Source organism: Myxococcus llanfairpwllgwyngyllgogerychwyrndrobwllllantysiliogogogochensis (genome assembly GCF_006636215.1).
Lineage (GTDB): Bacteria > Myxococcota > Myxococcia > Myxococcales > Myxococcaceae > Myxococcus > Myxococcus llanfairpwllgwyngyllgogerychwyrndrobwllllantysiliogogogochensis.
The window spans coordinates 23,653-35,687 of sequence record NZ_VIFM01000056.1 but is presented as its reverse complement, the minus strand read 5'-3'; the positions used below and the strand labels follow the sequence as shown (position 1 = coordinate 35,687).

Annotated in this window: 9 protein-coding genes; 6 read left to right on the top strand and 3 right to left on the bottom strand. The window is 68.3% G+C overall.

From position 1 onward, the window contains the following. Positions 1 to 317: 317 nt before the first annotated feature. From FJV41_RS16445 to FJV41_RS16435, 3 genes are all read left to right on the top strand, one after another. On the top strand, positions 318 to 2,351 hold the full coding sequence (locus FJV41_RS16445) for a neutral/alkaline ceramidase (RefSeq protein ID WP_141643439.1): 2,034 nt from the start codon (positions 318 to 320) through the stop codon (positions 2,349 to 2,351). A gap of 314 nt (positions 2,352 to 2,665) precedes the next feature. After that, positions 2,666 to 4,006, top strand: coding sequence for an AHH domain-containing protein (locus tag FJV41_RS16440; RefSeq protein WP_141643438.1), 1,341 nt, complete (start codon positions 2,666 to 2,668; stop codon positions 4,004 to 4,006). 19 nt (positions 4,007 to 4,025) lie between these two features. Further along, positions 4,026 to 4,601 carry an imm11 family protein gene (locus tag FJV41_RS16435; RefSeq protein ID WP_141643437.1) on the top strand — a complete coding sequence of 192 codons (576 nt, stop codon included), beginning with the start codon at positions 4,026 to 4,028 and terminating at the stop codon, positions 4,599 to 4,601. On the opposite strand, the gene FJV41_RS16430 is transcribed toward FJV41_RS16435, so the two are convergent. Both FJV41_RS16430 and FJV41_RS16425 read right to left on the bottom strand, forming a co-directional pair. Then, positions 4,598 to 5,026, bottom strand: a complete 429-nt coding sequence (locus tag FJV41_RS16430; protein WP_141643436.1) for a PilZ domain-containing protein — start codon at positions 5,024 to 5,026, stop codon at positions 4,598 to 4,600. The genes FJV41_RS16435 and FJV41_RS16430 overlap by 4 nt on opposite strands. Positions 5,027 to 5,217: 191 nt before the next feature. Further along, on the bottom strand, positions 5,218 to 6,288 hold the full coding sequence (locus tag FJV41_RS16425) for a DNA ligase (RefSeq protein ID WP_174488635.1): 1,071 nt from the start codon (positions 6,286 to 6,288) through the stop codon (positions 5,218 to 5,220). 281 nt (positions 6,289 to 6,569) lie between these two features. Here FJV41_RS16425 and FJV41_RS16420 point away from each other — a divergent pair, with 281 nt between their 5' ends. From FJV41_RS16420 to FJV41_RS16410, 3 genes are all read left to right on the top strand, one after another. Further along, positions 6,570 to 7,550 (top strand): hypothetical protein, encoded by a 981-nt coding sequence (locus FJV41_RS16420; protein ID WP_141643434.1) that lies wholly within the window; start codon positions 6,570 to 6,572, stop codon positions 7,548 to 7,550. Between the two features lie 364 nt (positions 7,551 to 7,914). Next, on the top strand, positions 7,915 to 8,400 hold the full coding sequence (locus tag FJV41_RS16415) for a gluconokinase (protein WP_141643433.1): 486 nt from the start codon (positions 7,915 to 7,917) through the stop codon (positions 8,398 to 8,400). Positions 8,401 to 8,674: 274 nt separating this feature from the next. Beyond that, positions 8,675 to 11,017, top strand: a complete 2,343-nt coding sequence (locus tag FJV41_RS16410; protein ID WP_141643432.1) for a M12 family metallopeptidase — start codon at positions 8,675 to 8,677, stop codon at positions 11,015 to 11,017. Here FJV41_RS16410 and FJV41_RS16405 read toward each other — a convergent pair. Further along, positions 11,014 to 11,970, bottom strand: coding sequence for a LysR family transcriptional regulator (locus FJV41_RS16405; RefSeq protein ID WP_141643431.1), 957 nt, complete (start codon positions 11,968 to 11,970; stop codon positions 11,014 to 11,016). The two genes, FJV41_RS16410 and FJV41_RS16405, sit on opposite strands and share 4 nt — an antisense overlap. Positions 11,971 to 12,035 lie beyond the last annotated feature (65 nt).

The window sequence follows — 12,035 nt, the reverse complement described above, 5'->3', positions numbered from 1 at the left end:
GACGAAGGTGGCACTGGAGGCCCGTTCTGGTTCAAAAATCACAGCGAACTCCATGGGTTGGGTGGAGGACCTACCTTGGGTTCGCGGCCCGCGAGGACAGCTCACCGCGTCAGTCATTGGCGGTTTTGAGTGCGTCTGGTGGGGCCTTGTGATGTTCCAGGGAGGACGCACTCCTGGTGTGATTCGTGCGTGCCTGGGGCCTGGTGGGAGTGTGGGCCGGCTGACGAGCGATGACGGGACGGGTGCGGGGGCCCAGCAGAGTCTTTATGAGGGGCTCCACCCTGGAGCGGCGCGTCCCATGCGCCTTGGAGGAAGGCATGCGCGCACATCTGTTCCGGCTCGTCCTGGCGCTGAGCTTCGTCCTGGGGACGGTGGCCCAGGGGGCTGTCGCTCCGCTGCGCGGTGCGTCCGGCGACACCTGTGCGGGCAACACGCGCTTCCTCATCGGTGCGGGCATGGGGGACATCACCGGCCCCGCCGCCGAGGTGGGGATGATGGGTTACGGACAGCTCTCGCAGCAGACAGCGGGCATCCACCAGCGCCTGCGCTCGCGGGCCTTCGTCGTCGTCTCGCCGTGCAACGGGCGGCGTGTGGCCTTCGTGAGCGCGGACCTGGGCATGGTCTTCCAGGCGGTGAAGACGCAGGTGGTGGAGAAGCTGCGCGCCCGCTTCGGCGACGTCTACTCCGATGAGAACGTCCTCATCAGCGCCACGCACACGCACTCGGGGCCGGGCGGCTTCTCGCACCACACCTTCTACAACCTGAGCACCTTCGGCTTCGTGCCGCAGAGCTTCGACGCCATCGTCTCCGGCATCGTCACCTCCATTGCCCGCGCGCACTCCCGGCTGGGAGCGGGCACGCTGCGCCTGGCCACGGGAGAGTTGCTGGGCGCCAGTCGCAATCGCTCGCCGGAGGCCTACCGGTTCAACCCCTCCGCCGAGCGTGCCCGCTACGCCCACGACGTGGACACGCGGATGACGCTGGTGCGCCTGACGCGGACGGATGGACGCGACGTGGGGCTCATCAACTGGTTCGCCGTCCATGCCACGTCCATGGGCAACGACAACCACCTCATCAGCGGCGACAACAAGGGCCTTGCCTCCTATCTCTTCGAGAAGGCGCACGACGCGGGTGACACCTTCGTCGCCGCGTTCGCCCAGTCCAACGAAGGGGACGTCACGCCCAACGTGCTCGGCGGGACGAATGGCGGCGGCGCCAACGACTTCGAGGACACGGAGCTGTCCGCGCGGCGCCAGCACGACTTCGCCGCGCACCTGTGGACGCTCGCCACGACGCCGCTCACCGGGGGCGTGGACTCCCGACGCACCTTCGTGAAGATGGACGCGGTGGACGTGGCGCCCGCGTACACGGATGGACAGCCGCGCCGCACGTGTCCCGCCGCCATCGGTGTGTCGATGCTGGCGGGCGCGGAGGACGGGCCCGGGTACGGGGTGGAGGGGGCGTCGTGCTCCACCCTCCATGACCTCTGGAGCCAGTTCACCTGCGCGCTCACCACCACGCCCTGCCAGGGTGAGAAGCCCATCGTCCTGGAGATGGGAAGCATGCTGCCGCACCCGTGGACGCCCAACGTGCTGCCCCTCCAGCTCGTCACCGTGGGCTCGCTTGCGCTGGTGGCCGTGCCCTTCGAGGTGACGACGATGGCCGGGCGCCGCCTGCGTCAGACGGTGCTGGAGCGGCTGGGGCCCGTCGGCGTCACCGAGGTCGTCATCGCGGGGCTCGCCAACGACTACGCGGGCTATGTGGCCACGCGCGAGGAGTATGCCCGCCAGTCCTATGAAGGCGCGTCCACACACTTTGGGCCCTGGACGCTCGCCGCGCTCCAGCAGGGCTTCGACGGGCTCGCCGTGGCGCTGCGCGACGGGCAGCCCGTGTCACCCGGCCCCACGCCTCCGGACCTGCGCTACATCCAGGCCAGCCTCCAGCCCGGCGTGGTGTTCGACGACAAGCTGCTCTGGGTAGAGTTCGGTGAGGTGCTCACCGACGCTCGTCCGGCCTACGCGCGCGGCGACACGGTGCGCGTCACGTTCTGGGGCGCGCATCCGAAGAACGACCTGCGCCTGGAGGACTCGTACCTGCGCGTGCAGCGCAAGGGCTCCATTGGCGCCTGGGTGGACGTGGCGGATGACAGTGACTGGGAGACGCGTTACCGGTGGGAGCGGGAGAACTGTCTGCCCACGCTGGGGTGCTCGCACGTCCTCGTGGAGTGGCGCATTCCTCGCGATGCCTCGCCAGGCACCTATCGCATCCTGCATGAGGGCGAATGGAAGTCGGGCTGGGATGGGCGCGTGCGCCCTTACTACGGCGCGTCGCGCGCCTTCACCGTGCGGTGAGTGGCTCGGGGCCGTGCTCGTGACGCGAGGCGCGTGCGCGCGAGAGGCCATTCCCGTTGGCTGGTATTCGGAGGACCTTCATTGACAGGTTTTGGGTGGCCCCTGGGGCCTGGTTTCCAGCGGTGAGCGTAAGCCTTGCCGTGGATGTGGATATGGTGAGCAAGCCCCAACTCATGGACCCGAGTGCGACCGCAGCAGCATGAGGTAGGTCCGGCCCCAGATGGTGTGGGTTCGTCTCGGAGGGATGTCAGATTTTTCTGATATTGCGCGGGTGCGCCCGCTCTGTGGCGGGCCACTCGCTGGGGGGGCATTCCATGTTGCATCGTTGGGCGGCGCCGCTGCTTTTGCTCGTGGCCATCACCGGATGCACGACGAGTCGAGTCGTTTGGCTGGATACCGGAACGGACTCCTACGTTGTCACTCCTCGCGAGGAGCCGGGCGCGGAAGTGGGGGCGGCCGAACTTGGCGACGACGAATACCAGGAGGCCATCGCGGAACTGGCCCGGGACGTGCGCCCGTTTCGCAGCCCCATGCAGGAGGCCCGAGAACTCTTCGGCGTGCCGTCCCGCAGCGGGGTGTACCGATACGAGAGTCGCCCCCCGCGCCTCACCCCCCAGCGTCGAGAAGACGCGGACGGACCCCACTTGCTGGAGTCCTACGCGGATGACGAGCTGACGCGCGCCTATGGGCAGTGGTGCTCGCGGAAGGACCAACCCGGAGACTGCTTGCGGCTGTTGGAGGAAGGCCCCCTGCTCGCCAGCGACGGCAAGTACACGTGGGCCTTGGCCATCGCGATGGACTCCGTGTGGGAGGAGACAGCCGAGGCATTGGAGGGCATGACGGACCCCGGCGCGGTCATGGCCACAATCACCGCCGCGGCGACGATGTACCTGCTGCTCTGGTCGCTCCCCGAGCCCGTGAGCAAGGGCGTGGCCGCTACCCTGACAGCCATCGCGATCGCCTACCTGGGCGTGGACACGATGTGGCGTCTGCTGGACGGGTGGTTGACCCTGGTACGCGAGGTCGACCAGGCCACGACTTTCGCGCAGCTCAGTGCGTCGGGTGAGGCGTACGGCGAAATCCTCGGAGAGAATGCGGCACGCGTCTTCGTGATGCTCGCCACGGCCGCTATTGGCAGCACGGCGGGGTTGGTCGCGAAGGCCGTGAGACTGCCGGGCTCCGCTCAGGCTGCGCTCGCCGTGGAGTCTCAGGCAGGCTTCCAGTACGCCGCGGTGGGGAGTGTGCAGTCGGTCGCGGTGGCGGCGGAAGGCTTCACCGTCGCGCTCGCCCCCAACGCCCTGGCCATGGCGAGTCGGGGGATGCGCAGCCAAGGCGAGCGCCACCACATCGCCACGAACAAGAACGAAGTCTCAGCGGCGCGCGGCGGGCCCTGGACGCCGAGATTCCGGGACCTCTTCACGAGGGCTGGGATGGAGCTGAAGGACCCCGAGAACGTCGTGGAAGTCGTCGGTCACAAGGGGCCACATCCGCAGCGGTATCATGAACGCGTCCAGGAGCGACTACTCGAGGCTTTGGGGAGCTGTCGGAAGGTGGCAGATTGCCGCGAGGCCCTCACGGTTGAGCTTCGCAGGCTCGCCAAGGAGGCCGTGACCAAAGGAACGGAAATCCACAGGCTTTTGACTCAGGGCAAGTGACGCAGTGAGGGCGTCCACCATGTCGAATCACTCTCGATACTTCAGGCTCAAAGAGGACGTACAGGCCGGCAACTGGTACCTGGGAGAACCGTTGAACGGACAGGGCCGGGAGCCGGAAGACATCAGGGAGTTTAGTTCTGGGCGGCCCGTCCGAAGTGATGGTCGCCTGACGCTCTCTGTTCGTGAGCCTGGGCGTCAGCGCGATTTCAGCATGGCAGGCGTTGGCATGACTCCCGTTGTCCACATCCGGGTGGCCGCCATCTTCGCGGAGCTGGCACCCAATGATGTGCAACTCATCCCTTTGAAGCTCAAAGGCCACCCAGACGAATATCAAATCCTCGTTGCTACGAAGGTTGTCCGGTGCATCGATGACAATGCCTCAAATGAAGTGGAGTTCTGGCTGCCAGAGGACGCGCGACCGGACAAGCTCGGCCAATACCGGAACGTGGTTGATATGCGGATTGACCGCACGAAGGTGGGCAACACGAAGGTCTTCCGCACCTGGGGGTGGACAGTTGCCCTCATCGTCTCGGAGGACATCAAGGTAGCCCTGGAGCACGCGAAGGTCACAGGCGCAAAATTCGAGGAGGTCTAGCCTGTGCTTTGGAACTGCCTCGTCTGCGAGAGGAAGTCCCGCAGCCGGGGTGAGGGGGGCAGCAACTGCACGCCGATGCCCGCTGAGACGCCCCAGGTGCGGGCATGCGCGGAGTCGACGTGCCGCACCACTTCGCCCTCACAGGCGAACTCCTCGCCGGCCAGCCGCAGCGTCAGCTCCAGCCGGGTGAAGAGAGGAGGGAAGGGCTCCGAGCAGCTCAGGAAGAGGCCGCCCTTGCCCAGCTCCAGGCCGTGGACGTCCACGCCCTCGGGATGGCGAATCCACACGTCCCAGGACCAGGGCTCGGCGGCCTTGTCTCCATGGGGCAGGGATTCACCGAGCAGCGAGGCGCCGTGTCGTGCCCGGGGCTGGGGCGTGCACAGGGAGTCCGCGGAGTGTTCCGACAGGCAGAGCGCGCAGTGCATGGTCGCCTCGAGCAGACACCAGGAGGTACTGACTCCGCGGGGGCGGAGGGCTCTCCCGTTGCTCTATAAACCGTGCGGACGTCCACGTGCCGACGGCCCCCAGCGCGCCACGCGGGTCCAGGTGCTTGCGATGATGGCTGGCGCACAGACCCGGCGGGACGGCTGCCCCGCACGGGTGGGTGTGCCCGTCTTCAGCCCTTCGCCTTCCCCTTGAACGGCGCCGCGTCGATGCGCACGCCGATGTACGACGGGAAGCGCGGCACGCCGTCGTTGGACAGCTCCTGGTAGCGGAAGGTGATGAGCGTGCCGATGGCCGGAGGTGCTTCGCGCTCGGCGTCCGACAGGCCGGTGCCCACACTGAAGCGCTTGCCGTTGCGCAGCTCCACCTCCAGCGCGCCCAGCCGGCCCTTGTGGCGGCCCGCGCCCGCGACGTGGCCAATGACGACGGCCTCGTCGTCCTTGAAGCTCTTCACCTTCAGCAGCGTGTGCGAGCGACCGACTTCATAGCGGGAGCCCGGCTTGCGCAGCATCAGCCCCTCGCCGCCCAGGCCCTCCACGCGCTCCAGCTCCGAGCGCAGATGCGGAGTCCCCTGACAGCGCTCGTGCGAATGCCACTGCGCATACGCGGGCTTCGCGTCATCCAGCCACTTGCGACAGTGCTCCAGCCGCTGCTCGAACGCGGCGTCGAAGCTCGGCGCGTCGAACACGACGAAGAGCAGCTCCTTCCAGTCCTTGCTCTTGTCCTGCCGGCGCACCACGCTCACCGTGCGCTGGAAGCGCTTGCGCCCACCGAACAGCTCTCCGTCCAGCGGGAAGTCCGGCAGCCCCGCGGTGAACCAGTCCGGCGCGAAGAACTCGTTGCCCAGGCGCGACCAGAAGCGCTTGCCGTCCCAGTACGCGCGCACGCCGTCGAGCTTCTCGCTCATCCACCAGTCCGTGAGGTCCACGTCGTTCTCCCACGGGTGGGCGAGCAACAGCGGCGGGGCCTTCTCGTCGTCCGCCTCGCCCTCGGCATCGCCGGCGGGGGCCTTCGCGCGCGTGGCCTTGACGGGAGGCGTGGAGGTGCCACCGGTGCGGGCGTCCTCGGCGGCGTCACCGCGCACGCGGCGCAGGTGCTTGCAGGTGCGTCGCTCGATGGCGATGGACTGGTTGCGCCACGCGGGGCAGGAGCACGAGTAGACGCCTCCCGTGTTCTTGAGGATGTAGGGCTTGGAACCCGAGCCCTGGACTTCCACCTGCTCGCCGTCCGCGATTTCCGCCAAGTGCCGACCCCTCCGTGCCGCGTCCTTCGCGGCGATGAAGGGAAGAGTACCCCCAAGGTCTGACATCCCCAAGGCGTGCGGAGCCTCGGGGGGCGTGCTCGGACAACCTGTCTCGGCCCACGTCGTGTTCCTCCCAGACGCGCCCGCGTCCTCATGGGACGCGGAGTGGCGCGAACAGGGGGCATTCCCAGACAGTCGCCACTCCGCACCGAGCAATCCCAGTCATTGGTATGTGGTTTGCTGGTGGTTCCTCCAATCGCGCGTCATGGAGGACTGCCCGCATGTACAAACCCTCGCCGCCCACGGTGGTTAACTGCGGCTCGTCCAAATGCCCGTACATGGCACCGGTGAATCCGTCGGCCCAGTGTGTCTTCTGCACGCGCTACTACTGCATGACGCACAAGCCGAAGACGTGCCCCTCCTGCCATGTCTTCATCTGTACCGGTTGCTATAGCCGTTCTCCGCCCCCGTGTTGTGTCTGGGCGAAGAGCCAGTCCTCTCCCTTCTCCTTCCCGTCGTTCTCCGGAGGCTCCTCGTCGTTCTCCGGGGGCTACCCGTCGTTCTCCGGGGGCTACCCGTCGTTCTCCGGGGGCTACCCGTCGTTCTCCGGAGGCCCTCCGTCGTTCTCTGGAGGTCCCCCGTCGTTCTCTGGAGGTCCCCCGTCGTTCTCCGGAGGCTACCCGTCGTTCTCTGGAGGCCCCCCGTCGTTCTCCGGCTACTCCAGCCCGCCGAGCATCACCACCGACTCCATCGAGAATGACATCACGGGGCAGGACCAGTGGCCGACGTTCAGGGACTACAACGAAGGAGACCCCTTCGCCTTCTGGAGCAGCACCGGGTTCCCGGGGCTGAACGTGAAGTTCCTCATTGAAGTGTCGGGGATGCTCTTCGAGGCCCATGTGAAGTGGGAAAACCGTCCGTGGTATTCGGACGAGCCCAAGAGCATGAGCTTGAAGGTGGCGGTCCGGGGCTCGAGGTCGGACATGTGCCGGGAGTCGCTCGCCAACGTCACGAGCGGCTCGCACCGCTATCTCTGGGGTCATCTGCTCGCACGGGCCCGGAAGATGCTCGCCAATCATCGTGCAGGGGAGTTGATGACGGAGTTCGGCCTCACGAACAGAGTGACCACCGCCTTGGTCCGGACGCTCTTGCGCGCCGGGAGGATGAGCGACCTCTTCGCTCTGTACCTCTGCACCTCGCTGCCGTTGACGGCATGGGAGCAGGGGGCCTGGTCCCTGATGCTTGACGTGCTCACGCGCTGACGCTCTTCGCCAACGGTCCGCCAGCATCCCCTTTCGCGTCGCCACGAGAGCGTACGCCATCCGCGAGCGTCGCTCCGAGGCCTCACTTCGGGGCGCCTGTGTCGTGGGGCCTCCACCGGTGTCCCGTCCATGCTCGACGCCAGGACCGCGGCGGCTCGCCCAGCAAGCGGAGGACCGAGTCCCGGCGCATCACTCCCGGGGCTGTGCGTCCACGTCCTCAAGCGCGAGCACCAAGGCGGCTCATACGGTTGCGACTCTTCAAGCCATCGTGGTGCGGTGGGCACTTGCCGAGGATGGGAGTGGCGCTCTGTCGGGAGGCGTCGCAACCTGTCTGGAGGTCCACGATTCGAGGAGGCCGCACCGGATGGTCGTCATCATCATGGGAGTGTCGGGCGCGGGGAAGACGACGGTGGGGCAGGCCCTGGCGCGGAGCCTGGGCTGGCGCTTCCTGGACGCGGATGACCTGCACCCCCGGTCCAACGTGGCGAAGATGGCGGCCGGAGTCCCCCTGACGGACGAGGACCGCACGCCCTGGCTCGCCGTGGTGCGCGGCCAGCTCCAGGCGGCCATGGAGCGTGACGAGGACCTGGTGCTCGCCTCGTCCGCCCTCAAGCGCGCCTACCGGGACCAACTGGAAGTGGACCCCGCGCGTACGCGGTGGGTGTACCTGAATGCTCCGCGCGAGGTGCTGGCGGGCCGGCTCGCGAAGCGGCATGGGCACTTCATGCCGCCGTCGTTGCTGGACAGCCAGCTCGCCACGCTGGAGGTGCCCACGCAGGCGCTGGAGGTGGATGTCTCGCCGCCCCCTCCGGAGGTGGTGGCTCGCATCCGCGAGGCCCTGAAGCTCTGAGCTTGGAAGGGCCCCGTGCGGGCCGCGACTCGGGGTCCGTCTGTCTTTGCCATGTGACATCGGTCCAATAGATAAGTTCCCGGCTTCGCCCGTGCTCGGCCCGGGCTCTTGCGCCCGGAACCGAAGTCGGCGTGGAACGCGGCATGTCAGACCGCTCCTCTAAATAATCATCCGGATGCAGATGCATATCGGGTTGCAAGAGCGCCGTCCCGCATCTCGCGGGGCGCCGTGCCCGACTTCTGGGGGATACATTCCGATGTCGAGACTTCCGGGGATGAAACATGTTTCACGTGGCTGGGCGGGGGTGGTGCTGGGCGTGCTCGTCGGGAGCGCGAGTGGTTGTGGCGGCGAGGTCGACGCCGATGCTTCAAGCGAGGTCATCCGGCAGGAGCGAGCCTTCCCGGGTCGCACGGGTGAAGTGCGCCGAGCGAACTTCCAGGTCGCCGGAGGACCGCGAGCGCTCGCCTACGAGCGCATCGACGGCGAGCGTGTCTTCCAGGGGGACATCCTCCTGCCGCCCGAGGTCCCGGCCAGAGAGCTCTCCGCGCTATCGGTGGAGGCGCAGGGCGCGGTGTCCACGCGCGCGATGACGCGCTGGCCGGGCGGCGTGGTGCCCTACACGGTGGACGCGGCCTTGCCGAACATCGGGCGCGTCACGGCGGCCCTGGCGCAGTGGGAGGCCCTCACTCCCATCCGGTTCGTGCCACGCACGACCCAGTCGGACTACGTCACCTTCCGGCCGGGCACGGGCTGCTCGTCACACGTCGGCAGAATCGGTGGTCAGCAGTTCGTGACACTCGCGCCGGGCTGCACCACGGGGAGCACGCTCCACGAGGTGGGGCACACGCTGGGGCTGTGGCACGAACAGGCGCGCACGGACCGGGACAGGAACGTCGTCATCCACTTCGAGAACATCGAGGCAGGGTATGCCCACGCCTTCGAGACCTTCGCGCAGGAGGGCGCGGCCGGCCGCAACCTGGGGCCCTATGGGTTGGACTCCCTGATGCACTACGCGCCGGAGGCCTTCTCCGCGAATGACTCGCCGACCATCACCCGGTTGGACGGCTCGTTCTTCACCGCGAACCGCACCGCGCCGACTCTGGCCGACGCCTGCGCCGTGAAGCGCCTGCATGGCTACGGGCGCCACTCGGACGTGAATGGAGATGGCTACGCGGACCTCGTCATCGGCGCGCCGGACGAGGACGTGGGCATGGGGTTGGACCAGGGGGCGGTGAGCGTCGTGCTGGGCTCGGCGACGGGGCTGGGGACCGCGGGCCTGTGGCTGCATCGCGACGTGTCGGGTGTGGAGGACACGGCGGGTTTCGCCGACCACTTCGGCGCCGCGGTGGCGGTGGGTGATTTCAATGGCGACTGCTTCGCGGACGTGGCCGTCGGCGTGCCCGAGGACGACGTGAATGGGATTGTCGACGCGGGCTCGGTCCACGTCTTCCTGGGGTCGGCGCAGGGCGTGGACTTGTCCACGGACAAGGTGCTGCACCAGAACAGCGCGAGCGTGCCCGACAGCGCCGAGGCGTTCGACGGCTTCGGCGCCGTGCTGGCGGTGGGGGACTTCAATGGCGACGGGTATGACGACCTGGCCGTGGGTGTTCCCGCCGAGGACTATGGCTCATCGGCGCTCGACTCCGGACTGGTGACGGTGTTGTTCGGCTCCGTCTCCGGGCTCACCGGAACGGGCGCGCAGAGCTGGAGTCAGGCGGCGGCGCACGTGCTCGAAGTCACGGAGACGGGAGACCGCTTCGGCTCCGCGCTGGCCGCGGGTGACTTCAACGGAGACGGCTTCGACGAGCTGGCCGTGGGTGTGCCCTCCGAGGACGTGGGCACCGTCGCGAACGTGGGCGCGGTGAACGTGCTGTCCGGCTCCATCGATGGCCTGACGAGCACGGGCAACCAATTGTGGACTCCGGGAAGCGACGGGGTGCCCGGTGTCGCGAGCGAGGAGGTGCTCTTCGGTGCCGCGCTGGCGGCGGGGGACTTCAATGGCGATGGTCGGAGTGAGCTGGCCATCGCGGCTCCGGGTCAGACGGTGGGCTTCATGGCGGGGGCGGGCGCGGTGACGGTGCTGCGCGGCGGAAGCGCGGGGCTCCAGTCCACGGGGGCCCTCGCCTGGAGTCAGGATTCCGCCGGTATCTCGGACGTGGCCGAGCAAGGCGATGCCCTGGGCTCCGCGCTGGTGGCCGAGGACTTCGATGGAGATGGCCATGTGGACCTCGCCATCGGCGTGGCGTCCGAGAGCGTGGGGGCTGTCGTCGGCGCGGGCATCGTGCACGTGTTGCACGGCGCGCCGGGTGGGCTGTCCACTGCGCGTGAGCAGCGCTGGTCTCAAGTGGGCTCCACCGTGGAGGAGGGCGCGGAGCTCCAGGATGCGTTCGGCTCCCGGCTGTCCTCGGGGGACTACGACGGGGATGGCTTCGTGGACCTGGCGGTGGGCGTGCCGTACGAGGACGTGGGGAGCGCGACCGACTCGGGCGCGGTGCAGGTGCTGTACAGCGCGGGTGTCACGGGCCTGTCGCGCGCGGGCGAGCAGCTCTGGTCCCAGGCGCCGTCGGAGCAGACGGACTCGGTGGAGACGGGAGACCGCTTCGGCGAGGGACTCTAGGCCTTCCGGCGCACGGGCTTTCTCCGTGCCCCCTTGGACTGGTTCTCCCCGGAGGAAAGCCGCTCGGGGATGCGCGCGACCAGGATGTCGATGGCCGCGCGCACCTTCGACGGCAGGTGCTTGTTCTGGGGCCACACGGCGAAGATTTCATTGCCGTGGCGGCCCTCCGTCTCCAGCAGCGTCACGAGCTCGCCCTTGTGCACCCGCTCGGCGACGAGCCAGCACGGAAGCCACGCGAGCCCGGCGCCCTGGACGGCGGCATCGGCGATGGCCTCCAGGTCATCGAAGCGCAGGCTGCCCTGGACGGGGATGACCCGCTCTCCGCCCTGGCCGTCCGGAAAACGCCAGGGCTTGCTGATGCCCTGTCGCCCGTAATTGATGGCCTCGTGGTTCGCGAGGTCCGCGAGCGTCTTCGGTCGGCCATGCCGGGCGACGTAGCGAGGCGAGGCGCAGACCACCATCATCTGCGCGCCGAGTCTGCGCGCGGTGAGGCCCGCGTGGTCCGCGAGGGGCGCGACGCGGATGGCCAGGTCGAAGCCCTCCTCGATGAGGTCCACCACGCGGTCGCTGAAGCACAGCTCCAGCTCGAGGCCCGGATGCTGGCGCGTCAGCTCCCAGAGCAGGGGTGCGGCGCAGTGCCGACCGAACAGCACGGACGCGGCCACGCGCAGGCGGCCCGTGGGTGCGCGGCGGCCGGAGTCCAGCGCGGCCTCCGCCGCTTCCAGCTCCGCCAGCGCGCGGACACAGCGCTCGTAGAAGACCTGTCCGTCCTCGGTGAGGCTCTGCCTGCGCGTGGTGCGCTGGAACAGGCGGGTGCCCAGTCGCTCCTCCAGCCGGGCGATGCTCTTTCCGACGGCGGAGCGGGACAGGCCCAGCCGCTCGGCCGCGAGCGCGAAGCCACCAGCCTCGGCGGCCTGGACGAAGGTGAGCACTCCACTGAGTCGGTCCGTCACGGTGTGGTTCCCATTGGTGAATTCCTGTCCCCAGTGAGGCGCCGAAGTCTCGTCACTGGCGACGC